Below are 21,913 nucleotides of genomic sequence, written 5' to 3'. Positions count from 1 at the left end.
GAACGCCCGTCGCAAACCAGGCTGGCACGGAGAACGTGGAATGCCTGAGAGGGATAGCCACTCCAGTCAACGGCAATGACGCACAATGTAAGGTCACGGGTCAGAAGTCGGGTAATGTTATGAAAAATAGCAGGAATATCGCGGTGCAAAGCATCATTACCCAGCAGACGGTCAATGCGCTTAATCTTGTTTTTAACCTGAGCATTACCGGGCAAATAGCGTCCAATGCTGGTAAGGGTGAGGGATGCGCCCCGACTGAGCGCAGCAGTGGCGTCAAGGATGGCACGCTGGCGGTACTGATGAAATGGGGCCAGAGCATCACGGAAAAACTTCTGGCATAATGAACGAACGGGCATAGAGGTGGTCTCCCTGAATTGTTAGCACAACCAGTAGATCACAAAACTCTATGCCCGTCCTTTTTTACCCGCCCATTACTGGGGATCCCTCAGGGCAATGCCCGGTTTTTTTTACGCTTATTGATGACGCTTACGAAGATTGTCGATCACGGTGGTGAGGTTGAGATCCTGATCCTGCAACAGCACCAGCAGGTGGTACATCAAATCAGACGCTTCATTGGTCAGCTCAACACGATCGTTAACGGTGGCCGCCAGCGCAGTTTCCACACCTTCTTCGCCAACTTTTTGCGCAATACGTTTAGTACCGCTGGCGTACAGTTTCGCCGTGTAAGAACTGGCTGGATCGGCGGTTTTGCGCTCTGCCAGCAGTTGTTCCAGTTGATACAGAAATAACCACTGATGGCTGGCGTCGCCAAAGCAGCTACTGGTACCTTTGTGGCAGGTCGGCCCGACAGGATTTGCCAGCACCAGCAGTGTATCGTTGTCGCAATCCGGCGCAATGCTGACGACATTCAGCACATGGCCTGAGGTTTCGCCTTTGGTCCATAAACGCTGTTTCGTGCGTGAGAAGAACGTAACATGGCCGGATTCAATGGTTTTGTCCAGCGCTTGTGGGTTCATATAGCCCAGCATCAATACTTCGCCGGATACCGCATGTTGCACGATGGCTGGCATCAGGCCATCGGTTTTTTCCCAGTCCAGCTCGCGGCGTTGTTGCTCTGTTAACATATCCTGATCTCCATGCCCTGGTCTGCCAGGTACGCTTTTAATTCGCCAATATTGATGATTTGCTTGTGAAAAACGGAGGCGGCAAGCGCGCCGTCGACATCGGCATCACGGAATGCCTCAAGAAAGTGTTCCATCGTGCCCGCGCCGCCGGAGGCGATCAGCGGCACGCGGCAAACGTCACGGACTTTTTTCAACTGCGTCAGATCGTAACCGTTACGCACGCCGTCCTGGTTCATCATATTCAGGACGATTTCCCCCGCGCCGCGCTGTTGTACCTCTTGCACCCAATCCAGCGTCTCCCACTGCGTCACGCGGGTACGGTTTTCATCGCCGGTATACTGGTTAACATGGTATTTCCCCGTGGCATCGTCAAACCAGGTATCAATCCCGACGACAATGCACTGTACGCCAAAACGGTCAGCCAGACGGGTAATCAGCGTTGGGTCAGCCAGCGCCGGGGAGTTGATAGAGATCTTATCTGCCCCGAAAGAAAGAATTTTGGCGGCGTCGTCAATTGACCTGATACCGCCCGCTACGCAAAACGGAATGTCGATCACCTCGGCAACGCGCGCCACCCAGCTTTTATCGACTACGCGACCATCGCTGGAGGCGGTAATGTCATAGAACACCAGTTCGTCCGCGCCTTCGTCGGCATAGCGTTTGGCTAGCGGAACGATATCGCCAATGATCTCATGGTTGCGAAACTGTACGCCTTTTACCACCTGACCATCACGAACATCCAGACACGGAATTATACGTTTTGCCAGCATTGGATGGCCTCCTTAACGGTAAATTTCCCTTCCAGCAGAGCGCGTCCGACAATCACGCCGCGCACGCCGGTGCCGCGCAGGGCGGCAATATCATCGATATCGCCAATACCGCCGGAGGATTGAAAGGCGATCTGCGGATATCTGGCGCATACCTCTTCGTACAGCGAAACGTTAGAGCCCGCCAGCGTGCCGTCGCGAGAAATATCGGTACACAGTACATGTTTCAGGCCGACGGGGAGATAGGTCTCCACCAGTTGTTCCAGCGAGACGCCGGAATTTTCCTGCCAGCCGCTAACCGCCACCTGCTTGTTGCCGTGTTCGTCTATGCGAACGTCCAGCGCCAGCACCAGCGCCTGCGCGCCAAAACGTTCAAACCAGCCTTTCACCACGTCAGGGGATTTCACCGCCGTTGAACCGATGACCACACGGGCAACGCCAGCTTTCAGTAACGCCGCAACGTCTTCTTCGGTACGCACGCCGCCGCCGACCTGAACAGGCACGTTCACGCCCGCGACCAGGGTTTTAATCAACGGTATCTGCCGCTTCGCCGGATCTTTAGCGCCGGTCAGATCTACCAGATGCAGCACCCCGGCGCCCTGGGCGGCGTAATCCTGCAAACGGGGCAGGGGATCGTTACCGTAATCCCGCTGCCGGGCGTAGTCACCCTGGTGGAGACGCACCACGGTGCCGTCAATTAAATCTAATGCCGGAATAATCATTACATCTCCAGGAAGTTTTTCAGCAACTGTGCGCCCGCCGTGCCCGAACGTTCCGGGTGGAACTGTACGCCGAAGAAATTATCTTTCTGTACCGCCGCGGTGAATGGCTCGCCGTAATTGCACTGGGCGATAGTCCACGGGTTGACCGGCATCGCGTAGCTGTGAACAAAGTAAAAATAGGCGCCATCTTCAATGCCCTGAAACAGCCGGTTGCCCGCCTGCGGATACACGCGATTCCAGCCCATGTGCGGCAGCGGCAGACCAAAGTCGGTCATTTTCGGCACGTCTTGTTCGATAATGTTCAGCAGATCCACGCCGCGCGTCTCTTCGCTGCGACGACCCAGCAGTTGCATCCCTAAGCAGATACCCAGTACCGGCTGAGTACACGCTTTAATTAAGTCGATCAGTTCACGTTCGCGCAGTTGATCCATAGCGGCCTGCGCCGTGCCGACGCCGGGCAGAAAGAGTTTGTCAGCGCGTAATACGATTTCCGCTTCGCGGCTGACCACCGGGGTGTAACCGTGGCGCGCCACGGCGGATTTTACCGAGCTTAAATTGGCGCAACCGGTGTCAAGGATGACGACGTTCATCACAGCACTCCTTTTGAGGACGGTAATGTATCGCCCTCCACGCGAATAGCCTGGCGTAGCGTCCGACCAAAGGCTTTAAACAAACTTTCGACACGGTGGTGATCGTTCTTACCCTTAGTCTTGAGATGCAGAGTGACGCCCATCGTGTAAGAGAGTGAGCGGAAAAAGTGTTCAATCATCTCTGTGCTCAAATCGCCCACACGCTGGTAGGTAAATTCAGCTTTATATTCCAGATGCGGACGACCGGAAATATCCAGCGCGCAGCGCGCCAGACATTCATCCATCGGCAGTACAAAGCCAAAACGGCAGATACCGCGCTTGTCGCCGAGTGCCAGTTTTAATGCCTCACCGAGCGCCAGTCCGGTATCTTCTACCGTGTGGTGATCGTCGATATAAAGATCGCCCTTAACGGTAATCTCCATGCGAAAGCCGCCGTGGGTGGCGATTTGATCGAGCATATGGTCAAAGAAGCCGACGCCGGTATTAATCTTGCTGTTGCCTTCGCGATCCAGCCAGACACTGACATCAATCTGTGTTTCTTTGGTGTTGCGGACCACATGCGCATAACGATCGCGTTTCGTTAGCTGTTCGCCAATCATCGTCCAGTTCAGCGTTTCACGGTGATAGCGTAAACCAGTAATACCCATATTATCAGCGAGCTGGATATCGGTCGGACGATCGCCAATCACATAGCTGTTGGCGCTATCCATCGCTTGTTCCGCAAGATAACGCTCCACCAGCTTCACTTTGGGCTTACGGCAGTCGCAGTCGTCTGCGGGCAGGTGAGGGCAGATCAGCACCTCATCAAAGCATACGCCCTGAGAGGTGAAAATCTGCATCATCAGGTTGTGCGGTCCGTCGAAGTCCGCCTGCGGGAAGCTTTGCGTGCCAAGTCCATCCTGGTTAGTGATCATCACCAGCTTAAAACCGGCTTTTTGCAGCTTCAGCAATACGGGAATCACCTCTGGCTCAAAGGCCAGTTTATCAAAGCGGTCTACCTGAAAATCGCTCGGCGGTTCGGAAATTAAGGTTCCGTCCCGGTCAATGAAAAGATACTTCTGACTCATACTGGCTCCGCACGTAAGGCGTCAATGACGCGCTGGTTTTCCTGGCGGGTGCCGACCGTAATCCGCAGGCAGCCGCTTAAAGAAGGTTGTTTATTCTGATCGCGTAAGATAATGCCCTGATCCCATAAGGATTTAAACACGCTGCTGGAGGCGGTAAACCGCGCCAGAATATAGTTGGTTTCAGAGTCAAAGACGTGTTCTACGCAGGCGGTCTGTTGCAGGGCATTCACCAGATACTGACGTTCCTGCACTGTCTGCGCCACGCGATCGCGCATTGCGTTTATTCCCTGCGGACTCAGCGCCTGGGCGGCGATATCCGCCACTGGCGTAGAAAGCGGATAAGGGGCGATCACTTTTAACAGCAGGTTGATCACCTCTTCATTAGCCAGCGTAAAGCCGCAGCGCAGACCCGCCAGCGCAAAAGCTTTCGACAATGTGCGCAGGATAACCAGATGAGGATATTCAACCAGCCAGCCTGTCAGCGTGGCCTGTGGGCAAAACTCAATATAAGCTTCGTCGGCGACGACTATCGCTTTACCGCGTGTCAACTCCAGCAGTGTGCGCAGATCCTGCGGGTTGATAAGTTGCCCGGTAGGATTATTGGGGCTACAAACGAACACCACTTTTGTGCCGTCAAGGTTGTCGGAAATCCCCTGTAGATCCAGCTGCCAGTTTTCAAGCGCGGGAACCATCCGGCGCTCTACGCCAATGGTTTCGGCGCTGACGCTGTACATACCGTAAGTGGGCGGACAGTAGAGAATGGCGTCTTTCCCCGGTTCACAGAAGGCGCGGATCACCAGCTCGATCCCTTCATCCGCGCCGCGGCTGACCAGCACTTGCTCCGGCTTTACGCCAGCATATTGCGCGTAGGTTTCAATCACGGCCTTTGGCTGGCATTCCGGGTAGCGGTTAAGCGTTTGTTGGGTGAGCTGAAACTCCACCGCTGTCGGGAATTCATTCGCGTTCAGCCAGACATCGCCGTTACCGCCCAGACGGCGGGCAGACTGATACGGTACCAGGTTGCGGACATTTTCACGGGCTAAGTCAGCGACGCTGAGAGTGTTTTCAGTGCTCATGCTTGCTCCTTGAGAGTGTTTTCAGTGCTCATGCTTGCTCCTTGAGGGCGTTTACGCGCAGGGTCACGGCATTTTTATGGGCAGTCAGACGTTCTGCCGCCGCCAATGTTTCAATGGTTGATGCCAGAGCGGAAAAGCCCGCTTTCGACAGTTCCTGAACGGTCATCCGTTTCTGGAAATCCGCTAACCCAAGGCTGGAACAGGTAGCAGTATAGCCATAGGTCGGTAAAACATGGTTGGTTCCGGAAGCGTAATCACCGGCGGATTCCGGCGACCAGTCGCCGAGAAATACCGAGCCTGCGCTGGTAATCGCATCCACCAAATCGCGCGCATTGCGCGTCTGGATGATTAAGTGTTCCGGCCCATACTGATTAGAGATGGCGACGCACTGTGCTAAATCTTTGGTCACAATCAGGCGACTGGCGCTCAGGGCCTGACGGGCGGTGTCCGCGCGCGGCAGATCCGCCAGTTGACGTTCTACCGCCTCCGCCACCTTGCGGGCAATGTCAGCATCAGGCGTCAGCAGGATCACCTGGGAATCCGGACCGTGTTCTGCCTGGGAAAGCAGGTCAGACGCGACGAAATCCGGTGTTGCGCCGCTGTCGGCAATCACCAGTACTTCAGACGGCCCGGCTGGCATATCGATAGCCGCGCCGTCGAGGCGTTGGCTGACCTGACGCTTGGCTTCGGTTACAAAGGCGTTGCCGGGGCCAAAAATTTTATCCACTTTCGGTACGGACTCGCTGCCGAAGGCCAGAGCGGCAATCGCCTGCGCGCCGCCGACGTTAAAGATTTCCTGCACGCCACACAGTTGCGCCGCATAGAGGATTTCATCAGCGATGGGCGGCGGCGAGCACAGAACCACGTTCTGACATCCCGCAATGCGCGCCGGCGTCGCCAGCATCAGCACCGTTGAGAAGAGCGGAGCCGAGCCGCCGGGAATATACAGACCGACAGACGCGACGGGACGCGTAACCTGCTGACAACGCACGCCTGGCTGGGTTTCCACATCTACTGGCGGTAGCGTCTGCGCGGAATGGAACGTTTCAATATTTTTGACGGCAGCGGCCATCGCCTGTTTTAATTCGTCGCTCAGGCGCGCGCCAGCGGCGGCGATCTCTTCAGGGGTGACGCGTAGCGCTGTCACTTCTGTTTTATCAAATTTAGCGCTGTATTCACGCAGGGCATCGTCACCACGCGTTTTTACATTATCCAGAATATCGCTGACCGTCCGGGTAATACTGTCAGAGGCGGAAATCGCCGGACGCGTCAGCAGCGCACGCTGCTGCTCAGGGCTACAGCTGTTCCAGTCAATCAGGGTATTGAAGCTCATGGTCTTTACTCCATCACAGGGTTCCGCCTTATCCGGCCTACAGAACCCAAAATATCAACGCATTACGTAGGCCTGATAAGCGCAGCGCCATCAGGCGTCAGATCACTCCATCATCTTCTCGATCGGCAGTACCAGAATCGAGCTGGCGCCAAGCGCTTTCAGTTTCTCCATGGTTTCCCAGAACAACGTTTCGCTGCTGACCATGTGCATCGCCACGCGCTGTTGCTCGCCTGCCAGCGGCAGAATTGTCGGCCTTTCGGCGCCTGGCAGCAGGGCGATAACCTCTTCCAGGCGTTCACTTGGCGCGTGCATCATGATGTATTTCGATTCGCGCGCCTGAATCACGCCCTGAATACGGGTCAGCAATTTATCGATCAGCTCTTGCTTGCTCTGTGCCATCTCACCGTCGCGCTGAATCAGACAGGCTTTAGAGCGGTAGATAACTTCGACTTCACGCAGGCCGTTAGCTTCAAGCGTCGCGCCGGTAGAGACCAAATCGCAGATAGCGTCGGCCAGCCCCGCGCGCGGCGCGACTTCGACAGAACCATTTAACAGACACGATTTAAAAGAGACGCCTTTCTGGTCGAGGTAGCGTTTGAGGAGGTGCGGATAAGAGGTAGCGATACGTTTACCGTCCAGCGCCGCCGGGCCGTCCCAGGCTTCGTCAACCGGCGTTGCCAGCGATAAACGGCAGCCGCCGAAGTCAAGACGGCGCAGGGTAAAATAGCGCGGATCTTCGCCCTGCGCGCGGCGATTGAGTAGCTCTTCTTCCAGCACGTTCTCGCCGATAATGCCGAGATCGACCACGCCATCCATCACCAGACCCGGAATGTCATCATCACGCACGCGCAGGATATCAATCGGCATGTTTTCCGCCATCGCAATCAGGCGCTGAGTGTGTAAATTAATCTTTATGCCGCAGCGGGCCAGCAATTCTCGTGAATCATCGCTTAAACGGCCTGATTTCTGAATAGCTATGCGTAAGCGGGTGTTGTCTAACATTCTGCGTTCCTCTTTATCCTGTCTGAACCGGTCTGTATCGCGCGCCAAAAAAAAGCCCCCGGAAGATGATCTTCCGGGGGCTTTCTCATGCGTTCATGCACCACTGGAAGATCTGAATGTCTTCCAGCACACATCGCCTGAAAGACTAGTCAGGATGATGGTGATGATGGTGGTGTTTAAATTGAACGCGTGTCATAAAAATTCCGATGAATGCTTATTCATTTGATACCTTTTAACCTAAACCACTTTTACGCCTTAAAGCAAGCGCTTTTTTCATTTCGCATTTATAGTATGAATTGTCAGTCACGGCGGGCTGGCGTAGCCTTATGTATGAGGCGTTAAAGTCAGGAGAAAATGGATGAAAAAGGTCGCAATTGTCGGTTTAGGTTGGTTAGGCATGCCGCTGGCAATGTCGCTGGCAGCGAGAGGCTGGCAGGTTACCGGCAGCAAAACCACCCTTGACGGGGTGGAAGCGGCCCGTATGAGTGGAATTGAAAGCTATCCGCTGCGTCTGGAGCCGGAGCTGGTCTGTGAGGCGGACGATCTTGACGCTCTGCTGGATGTCGATGCGCTGGTGATAACACTGCCCGCGCGCCGTAGCGGTCCGGGAGAGGATTTTTATCTGCAGGCGATGCAGGAGCTGGTCGACAGCGCGCTGGCTTATCGTATCCCGCGTATTATTTTTACCAGTTCGACGTCTGTTTACGGCGATGCGCAAGGCGTGGTGAAAGAGAATACGCCGCGTAATCCGGTCACGGCCAGCGGGCGTACCCTGAAGGAACTGGAAGATTGGCTGCATAATCTGCCGGGCACGTCAGTGGATATTCTGCGGCTGGCGGGGTTGGTCGGGCCTGGGCGCCATCCCGGACGTTTCTTTGCCGGAAAAACCGCGCCGGATGGTCAACACGGGGTCAATCTGGTGCATCTTGAAGACGTGGTTGGCGCAATTACCCTCTTGTTACAGGCGCCGAAAGGAGGGCACATCTATAATATATGTGCGCCGGCGCATCCAGCCCGCAACGTGTTTTATCCGCAAATGACGCGCTTGCTGGGAATGGCGCCGCCGCATTTTCGTGACGCACCGGACAACGGCAAAGGGAAGATTATCGACGGTAGCCGGATTTGTAATGAGCTGGGATTTGAATATCAATATCCCGATCCGCTGGTGATGCCGATGGAGTGAGTCGCTGTCCAGCAGGTGGTCGCCATATAGCGCAAGGGGACGAGTATGAAACCACTGCTGGACGTTCTGATTATTCTTGATGCGTTAGAAAAAGAAGGCAGCTTCGCGGCGGCGTCGGCAAAATTATTTAAAACGCCGTCCGCCCTCAGTTATACCGTTCATAAGCTGGAAAACGATCTTAATATCCAACTGCTCGACCGTAGCGGGCATCGCGCGCGATTTACGCGAACCGGTAAAATGCTACTGGAAAAAGGCCGTGAAGTGCTGCACACCGTTCGCGAGCTGGAAAAGCAGGCGATTAAACTGCATGAAGGCTGGGAGAACGAACTGGTCATCGGTGTGGATGATACCTTTCCCTTTTCTCTTCTGGCCCCGCTTATCGACGCTTTTTATCAACGCCACAGCGTGACGCGCCTTAAATTTGTCAATGGCGTTCTCGGCGGTTCATGGGAGACGCTGACGCAGGGAAGGGCGGATATTATTGTTGGCGCCATGCGCGCGCCGCCGCCTGACACCGGCTTTGGCTTTGCAAGACTGGGCGATCTTGAACTGGTGTTTGCTGTCGCCCCGCATCATCCGCTGGTTCATGAAGAGGAACCGCTTAGCCGCCAGACGATCAAACGTTTTCGCGCGATTGTGGTTGGCGATAGCGTCCATTCCTCGCGATCAATAGGGTCTGAACTGCTCGACGCTCAGGAAGCGATTACCGTGTTTGATTTTAAAACCAAGCTGGAGCTGCAAATTAGCGGACTGGGGTGCGGCTATTTACCGCGTTATCTGGCGCAGCGATTTTTGGAAAGCGGCGCGCTTATAGAGAAGAAAGTTGTGGCGCAAATCGCCTATGAACCGGTGTGGGTTGGCTGGAATGTACAGACCGCCGGGCTGGCCAGCGGCTGGTGGCGGGATGAAATTTTAGCAAATAATGCTATTGCTGGGGTGTATGCAAAATCGCCGGTTTAAAAATCAATCGCTTATGAAAAATAATTTTTTGAACGCGCTCGCATTCTCTTGTCATTTCACTTCAATTTAGGGCAGAATACGCCGCTTGCAAAAAATGACACTAACCGACGTTTTAATACGCGTCGGTTATTTTTTTGCTTCAAACACATCATTCAATACCAAGAGGCCGGGCTTCGTACCGGATAGATACTTACTTAAAAATCGACAGTTGTTGTCGCTGAGGAATCCAGAAAATGGGGCAATTTTTTGCTTACGCGACGGCATTCGCCGTAAAGGAGAATGACCATGTCGCATAACGTTACTCCAAACACCTCTCGCGTGGAATTACGTAAAACGCTTACGTTAGTTCCGGTTGTAATGATGGGTCTTGCCTATATGCAGCCGATGACGCTGTTCGATACATTTGGTATCGTTTCAGGCCTCACTGACGGTCACGTACCGACGGCGTATGCATTCGCGTTAATCGCGATTCTGTTTACGGCGTTGAGCTACGGGAAACTGGTGCGTCGCTATCCTTCCGCGGGTTCGGCGTACACCTATGCCCAGAAATCCATCAGCCCGACCGTTGGCTTTATGGTGGGTTGGTCTTCTCTGCTCGATTATCTGTTCGCGCCGATGATCAACATTCTGTTGGCGAAAATTTATTTTGAAGCGCTGGTGCCCTCCATTCCGTCATGGGTGTTTGTCGTGGCGCTGGTGGCCTTTATGACGGCCTTTAACCTGCGCAGCCTCAAATCGGTCGCTAACTTCAACACCGTGATTGTAGTGCTACAGGTGGTGCTGATTGCGGTCATTCTGGGCATGGTGGTTTATGGCGTATTTGAAGGCGAAGGCGCCGGTACGCTGGCGAGCACCCGTCCGTTCTGGTCCGGCGATGCGCACGTTATCCCGATGATTACGGGAGCGACGATCCTGTGCTTCTCCTTTACCGGCTTTGACGGCATCAGTAACCTGTCGGAAGAGACCAAAGATGCTGAGCGCGTGATCCCGCGTGCGATTTTCTTGACCGCGCTGATTGGCGGCCTGATCTTCATCTTTGCAACCTATTTCCTGCAATTGTACTTCCCGGATATCTCTCGCTTTAAAGATCCGGATGCGTCTCAGCCGGAAATCATGCTGTACGTGGCGGGTAAAACCTTCCAGGTTGGCGCGCTGATCTTCTCTACTATCACCGTACTGGCTTCCGGTATGGCGGCGCATGCAGGCGTAGCGCGCCTGATGTACGTGATGGGGCGCGACGGCGTATTCCCGAAAAGCTTCTTCGGTTACGTTCATCCGAAATGGCGTACGCCAGCGATGAACATCATCCTGGTCGGGGCGATCGCGCTGCTGGCGATTAATTTTGACCTGGTGATGGCGACGGCGCTGATTAACTTTGGCGCGCTGGTCGCGTTTACCTTCGTTAACCTGTCGGTGATTTCGCAGTTCTGGATCCGTGAGAAGCGTAATAAAACGTTGAAAGATCACTTCCAGTATCTGTTCCTGCCGATGTGCGGCGCGCTTACGGTTGGTGCGTTGTGGGTTAACCTGGAAGAGAGCTCAATGGTACTGGGCTTGATCTGGGCAGGTATCGGGCTGATTTATCTGGCGTGCGTAACTAAAAGCTTCCGTAACCCGGTTCCACAGTACGAAGACGTCGCGTAATCGCGCGTATTATCGGCAATAGTAAAACCGGAGGCAGTGCCTCCGGTTTTTTGTCTGCCATCCAGCACGCTTGCCGGATGGCGACGTCACTCTTTATCCGCTCTGGATTAACAATGCCCGTCAGGCATTGGTCAATTACACAATCTCAGTTGCGTACTGCCACAGTGATTTCAGCAGCCCCAGCTTCGTTTTATCTTCCGCATACTGCTGAGAAAGCATCTGCAATTCATTGGCATACTGTTGTAAAAACTCCGGCGTCAGCACCTGACGGCGATGCGCCAGCCAGCGCTGCTGCTCTGCGTCATCCAGCGTACCGGGAAAATTGCGTGCGCGGTAATTAAACAGCAGCTTCTCAATGCGCTTATCGACAAAGGTAATGTCCAGCGCGGGCAGGTTACGCGGCTCGGTTTCGAGTACGATTTTCATGGCTGCGCGATCGGCATCGCTGAAAAAACCATCATAGAGCTGGGCATCAACGTTATCCGAGGCGGCAAAAGGTTCGGCTTCGGCAAAAATCGCCACCACTTTGTCGCGGACCTGCGGGTTTTCACGCAGCACTTTCAGGTTATCCAGGCAGTGCTGGCGGTTAATTCCCAGCCGGTCGGCATCCTCCGGGCGCAAGGTATTCGCCTGCGCCAGTACCGGACATTTATTGATATGCACCAGCTTTACCGGCACTGCGGCGTGATCGCCAAGATCGGCTTTGGCCGTATAAAGCCGCTCGCGAAGGGTGTCGCTGTCCAGCTCAAGAAGAGGAGAAATATCGCCTGCTAAATCGACCATGATCACCGCGTTACGGTTTTCAGGATGCCACGCTAGCGGCGCGACCCAGCTTGTATTACCGCGCCATGCGCCAAACATGCCGGAGACATGCACCAGCGGTTTCATTTGCGGAACGTCAATCAGCGCCGCCAGTTTATGTTTACTGCGGTGGCTATAAAGATAATCAAACAGCCGCGGCTGGCGTGTTTTCACCAGTTGCGCCATCGCAATAGTGGCGTAGACATCCGCCATCGCATCATGCGCGTTGCTGTGTTCGATCCCGTTCGCCTGGGTTAAATGTTCCAGACGAAAGCTGGGCAGGCCGTCGTCGTTTTCCGGCCAGTTAATTCCCTCCGGGCGCAGCGCATAACAGGCGCGCATGACATCCAATAGATCCCAACGTGAATTATCATGCTGCCAGCTCCAGGCATAGGGATCGTAAAAGTTGCGATAAAAAATATTGCGCGTGACTTCATCATCAAAGCGCACATTGTTGTAGCCCACAACGCAGGTTTTAGGAACGGTAAACAGCGCATGAATGCGTCTGGCGAAAGCGGCTTCGTTTTCTCCTTTCTCACGCGCTTCCTGCGGCGTGATGCCGGTAATCAGCACCGCGCCGGGCTGCGGTAGATAATCATCGGCGGGTTTGCAATAAAACACCTCCGGCTCGCCAATAACGTTGAAGTCGTTATCCGTACGGAGCGCGGCGAATTGCGCAGGTCTGTCGAGGGCCGGATGCGTGCCGAAGGTTTCGTAATCGTGGAAGAGGAATGTGCTCTGTATGCTGTCGTTTTTAACTGTCACTTGATGTACACGCCTGATGTTATCTGTATATGAAATATTTTATTCTTTTATTTTGTCGTTGATTGATTGTATTTGTACACCAATTGATATTGTTGCTAATGTTCGTACATGCGATGGTGAGTACAAAATACTAAAATGATCATCAGCGACACTAAGCTGCGCTCCCTCTATGGTAAACCATATTCCGGTCCATCTGAAATTACTGATTCTGATTTAGTACTGTATGGAATTTAGGCCAGGGTCAATCTGGCCGGGATCTCAAAAAATGCATGGACTAAAACGGGTCTATGTACAGAGGGACACAACGCTGTGTCCCTTAATTCCATGCGGGTTGAGGCTGGACTACGCCCAGGCCAGTGGCAGGATGGATGACAGAACACTCGGGAAATATTTTCTGGCATGACGTTGCATACTATCCGCCACAACGCTGGTACAGGTAAAGGCGCCATGGAGGCCGTGAAAACGGTCGGACCACTCGGTAAATTGTTCGCTGGATGGGAATATCGCCGGAGACAGCTCCCAGGCTTTCTGCATCAGCGCCTCCGCATAGCCTCTCAGGGCCGGCGGAGAGTCATGCTCAGTGCCGAAAATGGCGCTGGAGGAATAGCGTGCGAATGCGGTACTGAGACAGAACAGGGTTTCCGCCTGCTTCTGTGGGGTGGCGTCCGTCAGGTGATAAGCACTGAGAATGTGCTGGTAGTGTGCCGGGCTGAGTTTGCCTTCAGGAAGCAAGGGGTCAAAAATGGTGGCCAGACGCGACACTGAGGCATCATCAATCAACTTCACGGTGGAATGTTTCTGGTTCGTGGCGGCAATAAACTGCTGGTTCAGCTCCCCGTGCTCTTCAGTGCTGAGGATGATATCAATCAGCTCCCCAAAGCGTCGCTGCGTGGCCTGCTGATTAAATGCGGCGAGAAACACCGGAAAGTCATGACGGAATAACTCTACCGGAGAGATTTGCGCGGTGGAAACGTTCTCTCCGGCTCGCAGCAGGTAAAAGTTGTCCCATGCAGTGTCAGGAGTAGGGTTTAGCATTGTTAACAGCGTGTCAGTGGAGAGCATCATCGCCGTGTCTGAATCTTGGGAGGAAAGCAGCAGGAAATTATCTGCAGCGCGGGTTGTCCAGTCCGGGCTGCCGTCATAATTGCCGAAGAGCCCATTATGGATGTGGGGAGACACCGCCGGGTGAGCAAGATACTGTTCATAAAGCGCTGCAGCTTTCTGGCGGGTGCCATCAGTGCAGTCCACGCCTGTCATACAGTGTAAAATCACCTGATTAAAGAGTCCGCTGTGAGTGGTCATGGCGGCGCTGTTCCTGTCAAACGAATCCAGCAACACAGGCAGTATGCGCTGCTGATAATATGTGTCAGGAGCCGGCAGGGGAACGTCATTATAGGTCTGGCACTGGTGGGCAAAAAAACGTTCCTGAACAGGCCCGAGCCACTCGCTGATAAGCGCACTTTGCGTATAGGGGGGGTGGGCCAGTACGCTTACCAGCGAACTTTCAACTGGCCGGATACATGCCTCTGTTAAGCGGCCACCCCGCAATGACTTAACCAGGTCTTCCATTGCCCGGACTTTTTCCTGACTGTATTTATCGGGCAGGCTGTCAATGGTCATCAGAATACTTTTACCATTATTGTGCTCATGATTTAAAAATCCATCCACAGCGTTCTCAGTCCAAAGGAGTGGCATTTGCAGCCAGATATCACCTAGACGAATAAAATTTCCGCCCCCTGACACTGACGGAGGTGATGAATTATCCGGTTCATTTAAAATAACGCCAGAGAGGTTGGCTTTGTGACGTATAAGCGTATTTTTTAATGTTGTATCAATAAAAGAGGGCTGTTGTTGTGTAGTAATTGAATACTGTAAAAACACTTCATTCATGTCTGAATTACTAAATTTCGTATTACTGCAGACTACATCACTCAGTGTCGAATAAGTGAATCGGCATTCGTCAAAATGTAAATGAGATATATCAGAATAAGTAAATTTTGAATTTGAAAAGTTGAACCCCTTAATAATATCGCCGTCTCGCTCCATGAAGCTGGGGGGCAATATTTTGCTGAATGTAATATTACGGAAATCTGCGTTTGAAAAATCGCGATCTGCGGCCGTAAGGGTTTCTCCGGCTTTCTGTCGTAAAACTGCATCCGTGAGTTTCTTAGCCCAGTCGGCAGGTGATGACGGGGAAGACGTAGCCTGAAGTGAGAGGGAGGGGGATACTGGTGGTGTTCTACCTTCAGAAACCGTGGGCCTGTTATTGGCTGATACAGAGACTCCACCGGGGAGCGGGGCCGCACCTGTCATTCTGTAATTATAATCACATGTTTGATTTGCAATATGCTTACGCATGAATGCTGCATTCATTTTTGAGACATCTTCTGCTGAAATATTTTTCTTACCTGCATTATTTGTATCTTTAATATTTTTAACAGTAATCAATGTTTTGTTTAAGGTGTTTTTATCTTTCGGCTGAAAGAAGTCTTTTATTTTTTGTGGTAACGCGAACTCAATCGGTGAGTCCTTTCCTGTTTTAAATTTTTCATTTAAAGATGTATGCGTGTTTTTAACACTGGTTATTTTTGAGGCGAGCCCGTTTTTCGTATGTTCACGAATAGAGGTAATTAATTTTTTAACCTGGTTAGGAATAGTAGAAAAATTAATTGCGCCTGATGATATCTTCATTAGAATTCCTTATCAACATCATTATGGAAAAACGGTCTGGATTTTTAACGCCTTAAAAGTAATCTTCATATGTCGGTATGGCGATGGAGATCACAATTCACCATGTTATCTGGCAGGTTTCTTTCAGAAAGTGTCCATCCTGTCATCATGTCACCGTATTGTGGGACGCTGACGTATCTGCGGAAAAATCCAGGCATAAGAGAGCGGGTCGGGTAACGAAGCCCGTGTGCACGCAAAAGTAAACCCGCTTCGATGCTCAACCAGCGTTTTTCGCCGGCATTCGGGATATCGTCGGCGGACGTTCCGGCGCGTATGAGAAAGAACTGCGTAAAGCGCGTGAAATCGCTTTTCAGGAAATAATCGTTTTCTTTTAAATATTATTACGTGTTATTGGAATTGTATCATTTTTATAATTAACAGCGGGTTGTTTGGTAATTCTGCTGATTATTCAATGACAGTCCATGTGCGTGTTCAGGAAATATAAAATATTTATAAAATAAAAGGTTTTATCGTGTTGGTGTGTTCATTTTAACAACTATTTCAAATTGTGATTGAAGCCGACATTTCATAATACAAATTAAATATAATCTTCAGCTATATCTAATAACAGGAGGTTATATGAGCATTAGTCGTCGTTCTTTTTTGCAGGGGGTAGGCATAGGCTGCTCTGCCTGCGCGCTGGGCGCTTTTCCGCCCGGGGCGCTGGCGCGCAACCCGATTGCCGGCATTAACGGTAAAACCGCGCTAACGCCAAGCTTGTGCGAAATGTGTTCCTTTCGTTGCCCTATTCAGGCGCAGGTAGTCAATAACAAGACCGTTTTTATCCAGGGCAATCCTTCTGCGCCGCAGCAGGGGACGCGCATATGCGCCAGGGGCGGGAGCGGCGTCAGCCTGGTCAATGACCCGCAACGGATTGTAAAACCTATGAAACGCACCGGGCCACGCGGCGACGGTGAATGGCAGGTGATTAGCTGGCAACAGGCTTACCAGGAAATCGCGGCGAAAATGAATGCCATCAAAGCGCAGCATGGCCCCGAGACCGTGGCTTTCTCTTCCAAATCGGGCTCGCTCTCCAGCCATCTTTTCCATCTGGCTACGGCCTTTGGTTCGCCTAATACCTTTACTCACGCCTCAACATGCCCTGCCGGGAAAGCCATTGCGGCAAAAGTGATGATGGGCGGCGATCTGGCGATGGATATCGCTAACACGCGCTATCTGGTTTCGTTTGGCCACAATTTGTATGAAGGCATTGAAGTTGCCGATACCCATGAGTTAATGACCGCGCAGGAGAAGGGGGCCAAAATGGTGAGCTTCGATCCGCGTCTGTCGATATTTTCCAGCAAGGCGGATGAGTGGCACGCTATTCGTCCCGGGGGAGATTTAGCGGTTCTGCTGGCGATGTGCCACGTCATGATTGATGAACAACTCTACGATGCGTCTTTTGTTGAGCGTTATACCAGCGGATTTGAACAGTTAGCACAGGCGGTAAAAGAGACGACGCCGGAATGGGCCGCCGCGCAGGCCGATGTCCCAGCCGACGTTATTGTCCGGGTGACACGCGAACTGGCCGCCTGCGCGCCTCACGCTATTGTCAGTCCTGGTCATCGCGCGACGTTCTCGCAGGAAGAGATCGATATGCGGCGTATGATTTTTACGCTTAATGTACTGCTCGGTAATATTGAGCGCGAAGGCGGGCTATATCAGAAAAAAAGCGCGTCGGTTTACAACAAACTGGCCGGAGAAAAGGTCGCGCCAACGCTGGCGAAACTCAACATTAAAAATATGCCGAAACCGACGGCGCAACGAATCGATTTGGTCGCACCGCAGTTTAAATATATCGCCGCTGGCGGCGGCGTGGTGCAAAGCATTATTGACGCGGCGTTAACCCAGAAGCCTTACCCAATAAAGGCGTGGATTATGTCGCGGCATAATCCTTTCCAGACCGTCACCTGTCGTTCGGACCTGGTAAAAACCGTTGAGCAACTGGATCTGGTGGTCAGCTGCGATGTCTATTTGAGCGAGAGCGCGGCGTATGCCGACTATCTGCTGCCGGAATGCACTTATCTCGAACGGGACGAAGAGGTATCGGATATGTCGGGACTGCACCCGGCTTACGCTCTGCGCCAACAGGTCGTAGAGCCGATTGGCGAGGCGCGTCCGAGTTGGCAAATCTGGAAAGAACTTGGCGAGCAGTTGGGATTAGGGCAGTACTATCCGTGGCAGGATATGCAGACGCGCCAACTCTATCAGTTGAACGGCGACCATGCCTTAGCGAAGGAACTGCGACAGAAAGGGTATCTCGAATGGGGCGTTCCGCTGCTATTACGCGAACCAGAATCCGTTCGTCAGTTTACGGCACATTACCCCGGCGCTATCGCGACGGACAGCGACAACACCTATGGCGAACAGCTTCGCTTCAAATCGCCCTCCGGCAAAATCGAACTTTATTCTGCAACCCTGGAGGAATTGCTCCCAGGCTACGGCGTTCCGCGCGTTCGTGACTTTGCGCTTAAAAAAGAGAATGAGCTTTACTTCATTCAGGGCAAAGTGGCCGTGCATACCAATGGCGCGACGCAGTACGTACCTTTACTCAGCGAGCTAATGTGGGATAACGCGGTCTGGGTCCATCCGCAAACGGCGCAAGAAAAAGGCATTAAGACCGGCGATGAGATCTGGCTGGAAAATGCCACGGGTAAAGAGAAAGGTAAGGCGCTGGTGACGCCCGGAATCCGCCCGGACACGCTTTTTGTCTATATGGGATTTGGCGCTAAAGCTGGGGCCAAAACGGCGGCGACGACACACGGTATCCATTGCGGAAATTTACTGCCGCACGTGACGAGTCCGGTATCCGGTACAGTAGTGCATACCGCAGGCGTGACGCTGAGCCGGGCATGAGGGAGGAGGGAACCATGAATCATTTAACGAATCAGTACGTCATGCTGCATGATGAAAAACGTTGTATCGGCTGCCAGGCGTGTACCGTTGCCTGCAAAGTGCTTAATGACGTACCGGAGGGCTTTAGCCGCGTACAGGTACAAATTCGCGCCCCTGAACAGGCATCCAACGCACTAACCCATTTTCAATTTGTCCGCGTCTCCTGTCAGCACTGTGAAAATGCGCCATGTGTCAGCGTTTGTCCTACCGGAGCGTCATATCGTGATGAAAACGGGATCGTGCAGGTGGATAAATCGCGCTGTATTGGCTGCGATTATTGTGTTGCCGCGTGTCCTTTCCATGTGCGCTATTTGAATCCGCAAACCGGCGTCGCCGACAAGTGTAACTTCTGTGCCGACACGCGGTTGGCGGCTGGCCAGTCTCCGGCGTGCGTATCCGTTTGCCCAACGGACGCGCTGAAATTCGGCAGACTGGATGAGAGCGAGATCCAGCGCTGGGTCGGTCAGAAAGAGGTCTATCGCCAGCAGGAGGCGCGTAGCGGCGCGGTCAGTCTGTACCGTCGTAAAGAAGTCCATCAGGAGGGTAAAGCATGAATACTATCTGGGGAACGGAACTACATTATGCGCCAGATTATTGGCCGCTGTGGTTAATTTACGCAGGCGTCGTGGTACTGCTCATGCTTGTTGGGCTGGTTATCCATGCGTTATTGCGCCGGATGCTGGCGCCAAAAACGGCGGGCGGCGAAGAGCATCGTGACTATCTCTACTCGCTGGCGATTCGCCGTTGGCATTGGGGAAATGCGTTACTGTTTGTTTTATTACTGTTAAGCGGTTTATTTGGTCATTTTTCTCTCGGCCCTGTAGCGCTAATGGTACAAGTGCATACCTGGTGTGGTTTTGCCTTACTGGCTTTCTGGGTCGGGTTTGTGCTGATCAACCTCACCACAGATAACGGGCGTCACTATCGGGTAAATTTTTCCGGACTGGTGACGCGCTGCATACGCCAGACGCGTTTTTACCTTTTTGGCATTATGAAAGGGGAAGCGCATCCGTTCGCGGCAACAGAGCAGAATAAGTTCAATCCACTGCAACAACTGGCATATCTGGCGATTATGTACGCGCTGGTACCGCTGTTAATCATCACAGGTTTGCTGTGTCTCTATCCGCAGGTTGCGGGTCTGGGCCCTGTGATGCTGGTGCTGCATATGGCGCTTGCTATCATCGGCTTACTGTTTATTTGCGCGCATCTCTATCTGTGTACTCTGGGCGACTCGCCGGGACAAATTTTCCGTAGCATGGTTGACGGCTATCACCGTCATCGTACCGCGCCGCGCGGGGATAAGTCCGCCGTCTGAGCGTATCCATAAAATAAAGTCAGCAAGAAAATGTGCCTTGTGTCACATTTTCTTGCAATTTATCCATGTTTGTTTAACTGAACTTCCGTAAAAAGAACGGCAAATTGAGACTATCCTGAGGACATGCTGTTGAAACGCCGTTTGTTTATTGCCGCTTCTTTATTCGCGATGCACCTTTCTCCTGCGCTTGCGGCCGATGCCGTAAGTTTTGCTCCCCAACCGCCAGCCATTGATGCAGGCGCCTGGGTGTTGATGGATTACACTACGGGACAGGTTCTTACCGCCGGTAATGAACACCAGCAACGTAATCCCGCCAGCCTTACCAAGCTAATGACGGGCTACGTCGTCGATCGCGCCATCGATAGTCATCGTATCAGCCCTGACGATATCGTCACCGTTGGGCGCGACGCCTGGGCGAAGGATAATCCGGTGTTTGTCGGCTCCTCGTTGATGTTTTTAAAAGAAGGAGATCGCGTGTCGGTGCGTGATTTAAGCCGTGGCTTAATTGTGGATTCCGGTAACGATGCCTGTGTGGCGCTGGCGGATTATATCGCGGGCGGGCAGCCGCAGTTTGTGGCGATGATGAACAGCTATGTGAAAAAACTCAATTTGCAGGATACCCATTTTGAAACCGTCCACGGTCTGGATGCGCCGGGACAACATAGCTCCGCGTATGATCTGGCCGTACTCTCCCGGGCGATTATTCACGGCGAACCTGAATTTTATCACATGTACAGCGAGAAAAGCCTGACCTGGAACGGCATCACACAGCAGAACCGCAACGGCTTGTTATGGGATAAGACCATGCATATCGATGGGCTTAAAACCGGACACACATCGGGGGCGGGATTTAATCTTATCGCATCGGCGGTGGACGGGCAGCGTCGACTTATCGCCGTCGTGATGGGAGCGAAAAGTTCGAAAGGTCGTGAGGAACAGGCGCGAAAACTGTTGCAGTGGGGCCAGCAAAACTTTGCGACGGTGCAGATTTTGCACAGCGGTAAAAAAGTGGGCAGCGAGCGAATCTGGTATGGAGACAAAGAAAAGATTGCGCTGGGTACGGGACAGGATTTCTGGATGGCGCTGCCTAAAGCGGAAATTCCGCATATCAAAGCAAAATATGTGCTGGATAGAAAAGAGCTGGAGGCGCCAATCGCCGCTCATCAACAGGTAGGTGAAATAGAGCTCTACGATCGGGATAAACTGATCGCTCAGTGGCCGCTGGTCACTCTGGAATCGGTGGGTAAAGGCGGTATGTTCTCTCGTCTGAGCGACTATTTTCAGCATAAAGCGTAAGCCGTTGTCACACATCGTTCACCGTCATCTGAGGTGTCAAAAGGGCGGGATTGCGAGGTTGCTCACAAAATGATCACGCTGTCCTTGTGACCGTAAAATGCTGCAATTATACTGTATATTCATACAGTATAGTAAAGTGACGGAGGCAGCATGGATTACGAAATCAGGCAGGAACAAAAACGCAAGATAGCCGGTTTCCACATGGTCGGTCCATGGGAACACACCGTGAAGCAGGGTTTTGAACAACTGATGACGTGGGTGGATCGACAGCGGATCGTGCCAGTTGAATGGATTGCCGTCTATTACGACAATCCAGATGTCGTACCTGCGGAAAAACTCCGCTGCGATACCGTGGTGTCCGTGGCAGAGAATTTCATCCTGCCGGACAATAGTGAAGGCGTAATCGTGACCGCCATTGAAGGCGGCGAATATGCCACTGCTGTCGCGCGAGTGGAAGACCGTGACTTTGCGAAGCCGTGGGAGCGGTTTTTTGACGTCCTGGAGCAGGATAGCGCTTATCAGATAGCCTCTGCGCCCTGTTTTGAAACCTATCTGAATAACGGCATGGAAGATGGATACTGGGATATTGAAATGTATATTCCGGTACAGCGGAAGTAATCGACTGGTTTCCCATCTGAAAAGAGCGGACGGATAATGTGTTCCGTCCGCCAGTGCGCTATTT

20 protein-coding genes, 3 pseudogenes and 1 other annotated feature are annotated in these 21,913 nt (G+C 52.7%); of the genes and pseudogenes, 11 read left to right on the top strand and 12 right to left on the bottom strand.

The features are described from left to right. From ACLD11_RS11655 to hisL, 10 genes and pseudogenes are all read right to left on the bottom strand, one after another. Positions 1-356 (bottom strand): annotated as a pseudogene (locus tag ACLD11_RS11655) (IS4/IS5 family transposase); the annotation flags it as partial. Positions 357-473: 117 nt separating this feature from the next. Further along, on the bottom strand, positions 474-1,085 hold the full coding sequence (gene hisIE, locus ACLD11_RS11650; RefSeq protein WP_000954847.1) for a bifunctional phosphoribosyl-AMP cyclohydrolase/phosphoribosyl-ATP diphosphatase HisIE: 612 nt from the start codon (positions 1,083-1,085) through the stop codon (positions 474-476). Then, positions 1,079-1,855, bottom strand: a complete 777-nt coding sequence (gene hisF / locus ACLD11_RS11645; protein ID WP_411014934.1) for an imidazole glycerol phosphate synthase subunit HisF — start codon at positions 1,853-1,855, stop codon at positions 1,079-1,081. Before hisF ends, hisIE begins: the two co-directional genes overlap by 7 nt. Further along, positions 1,837-2,574 carry a 1-(5-phosphoribosyl)-5-[(5-phosphoribosylamino)methylideneamino]imidazole-4-carboxamide isomerase gene (hisA, locus tag ACLD11_RS11640; RefSeq protein ID WP_000586406.1) on the bottom strand — a complete coding sequence of 246 codons (738 nt, stop codon included), beginning with the start codon at positions 2,572-2,574 and terminating at the stop codon, positions 1,837-1,839. The genes hisF and hisA overlap by 19 nt, the downstream gene beginning before the upstream one ends. Next, complete coding sequence (gene hisH / locus ACLD11_RS11635; RefSeq protein WP_058821202.1) at positions 2,574-3,164, bottom strand: imidazole glycerol phosphate synthase subunit HisH; 591 nt, start codon at positions 3,162-3,164, stop codon at positions 2,574-2,576. Before hisH ends, hisA begins: the two co-directional genes overlap by 1 nt. Next, positions 3,164-4,231, bottom strand: coding sequence for a bifunctional histidinol-phosphatase/imidazoleglycerol-phosphate dehydratase HisB (gene hisB / locus ACLD11_RS11630; RefSeq protein WP_411014933.1), 1,068 nt, complete (start codon positions 4,229-4,231; stop codon positions 3,164-3,166). Before hisB ends, hisH begins: the two co-directional genes overlap by 1 nt. Further along, positions 4,228-5,307: a histidinol-phosphate transaminase gene (hisC, locus tag ACLD11_RS11625; protein WP_411014932.1), complete on the bottom strand. Its 1,080-nt coding sequence runs from the start codon at positions 5,305-5,307 to the stop codon at positions 4,228-4,230. The genes hisB and hisC overlap by 4 nt, the downstream gene beginning before the upstream one ends. Positions 5,308-5,335: 28 nt before the next feature. Next, positions 5,336-6,640: a histidinol dehydrogenase gene (gene hisD / locus ACLD11_RS11620; RefSeq protein WP_411014931.1), complete on the bottom strand. Its 1,305-nt coding sequence runs from the start codon at positions 6,638-6,640 to the stop codon at positions 5,336-5,338. A 102-nt stretch (positions 6,641-6,742) separates the two neighbouring features. Next, on the bottom strand, positions 6,743-7,642 hold the full coding sequence (gene hisG / locus ACLD11_RS11615; RefSeq protein WP_000886599.1) for an ATP phosphoribosyltransferase: 900 nt from the start codon (positions 7,640-7,642) through the stop codon (positions 6,743-6,745). A gap of 46 nt (positions 7,643-7,688) precedes the next feature. Next, positions 7,689-7,812, bottom strand: a sequence feature (His leader region). Beyond that, complete coding sequence (gene hisL / locus ACLD11_RS11610) at positions 7,788-7,838, bottom strand: his operon leader peptide (protein ID WP_001364200.1); 51 nt, start codon at positions 7,836-7,838, stop codon at positions 7,788-7,790. It overlaps the preceding feature by 25 nt. 162 nt (positions 7,839-8,000) lie before the next feature. Here hisL and ACLD11_RS11605 point away from each other — a divergent pair, with 162 nt between their 5' ends. From ACLD11_RS11605 to plaP, 4 genes are all read left to right on the top strand, one after another. Further along, a complete protein-coding gene (locus tag ACLD11_RS11605) occupies positions 8,001-8,825 on the top strand; it encodes an SDR family oxidoreductase (protein ID WP_000754712.1) in 825 nt (274 codons plus the stop codon). A gap of 45 nt (positions 8,826-8,870) precedes the next feature. After that, entirely contained in the window at positions 8,871-9,785 is a 915-nt protein-coding gene (locus ACLD11_RS11600; RefSeq protein WP_411012345.1) for a LysR family transcriptional regulator, read from the top strand. 233 nt (positions 9,786-10,018) lie between these two features. Further along, positions 10,019-10,081: a membrane protein YoeI gene (gene yoeI, locus ACLD11_RS11595; protein ID WP_096335044.1), complete on the top strand. Its 63-nt coding sequence runs from the start codon at positions 10,019-10,021 to the stop codon at positions 10,079-10,081. Further along, positions 10,071-11,429 carry a putrescine/proton symporter PlaP gene (plaP, locus tag ACLD11_RS11590; protein ID WP_001519005.1) on the top strand — a complete coding sequence of 453 codons (1,359 nt, stop codon included), beginning with the start codon at positions 10,071-10,073 and terminating at the stop codon, positions 11,427-11,429. Before yoeI ends, plaP begins: the two co-directional genes overlap by 11 nt. Before the next feature lie 135 nt (positions 11,430-11,564). On the opposite strand, the gene sbcB is transcribed toward plaP, so the two are convergent. Then, positions 11,565-12,995 (bottom strand): exodeoxyribonuclease I, encoded by a 1,431-nt coding sequence (gene sbcB, locus ACLD11_RS11585; RefSeq protein ID WP_183059550.1) that lies wholly within the window; start codon positions 12,993-12,995, stop codon positions 11,565-11,567. Between the two features lie 135 nt (positions 12,996-13,130). Between sbcB and ACLD11_RS11580 the strand changes: the two are divergent. Then, positions 13,131-13,208, top strand: a pseudogene (locus ACLD11_RS11580) (hypothetical protein); the annotation flags it as partial. Between the two features lie 129 nt (positions 13,209-13,337). Here the strand turns inward: ACLD11_RS11580 and sopA are convergent. Beyond that, positions 13,338-15,686: an SPI-1 type III secretion system effector HECT-type E3 ubiquitin transferase SopA gene (gene sopA, locus ACLD11_RS11575; RefSeq protein ID WP_411014930.1), complete on the bottom strand. Its 2,349-nt coding sequence runs from the start codon at positions 15,684-15,686 to the stop codon at positions 13,338-13,340. A gap of 266 nt (positions 15,687-15,952) precedes the next feature. On the opposite strand from sopA, the pseudogene ACLD11_RS11570 reads away from it, so the two are divergent. The 6 genes and pseudogenes from ACLD11_RS11570 to sbmC all read left to right on the top strand — a co-directional run. Next, positions 15,953-16,045: pseudogene (locus tag ACLD11_RS11570) on the top strand (heavy metal-binding domain-containing protein); the annotation flags it as partial. A gap of 259 nt (positions 16,046-16,304) precedes the next feature. Further along, entirely contained in the window at positions 16,305-18,581 is a 2,277-nt protein-coding gene (gene phsA / locus ACLD11_RS11565; RefSeq protein WP_411014929.1) for a thiosulfate reductase PhsA, read from the top strand. 14 nt (positions 18,582-18,595) lie between these two features. Then, positions 18,596-19,174: a thiosulfate reductase electron transport protein PhsB gene (phsB, locus tag ACLD11_RS11560; protein ID WP_001016236.1), complete on the top strand. Its 579-nt coding sequence runs from the start codon at positions 18,596-18,598 to the stop codon at positions 19,172-19,174. Beyond that, a complete protein-coding gene (gene phsC / locus ACLD11_RS11555) occupies positions 19,171-19,935 on the top strand; it encodes a thiosulfate reductase cytochrome B subunit (protein WP_411014928.1) in 765 nt (254 codons plus the stop codon). Before phsB ends, phsC begins: the two co-directional genes overlap by 4 nt. Before the next feature lie 123 nt (positions 19,936-20,058). Then, positions 20,059-21,231 carry a serine-type D-Ala-D-Ala carboxypeptidase DacD gene (dacD, locus tag ACLD11_RS11550; RefSeq protein ID WP_031610656.1) on the top strand — a complete coding sequence of 391 codons (1,173 nt, stop codon included), beginning with the start codon at positions 20,059-20,061 and terminating at the stop codon, positions 21,229-21,231. 150 nt (positions 21,232-21,381) lie between these two features. Next, a complete protein-coding gene (sbmC, locus tag ACLD11_RS11545) occupies positions 21,382-21,849 on the top strand; it encodes a DNA gyrase inhibitor SbmC (RefSeq protein WP_000384326.1) in 468 nt (155 codons plus the stop codon). Positions 21,850-21,913: the final 64 nt, after the last annotated feature.

The sequence above is a fragment of the Salmonella sp. 741265116_PST genome, from assembly GCF_046567715.1.
Lineage (GTDB): Bacteria > Pseudomonadota > Gammaproteobacteria > Enterobacterales > Enterobacteriaceae > Salmonella > Salmonella enterica.
Note: the sequence above shows the minus strand (reverse complement) of the source record. Positions and strands in the feature narration are given on the sequence as shown.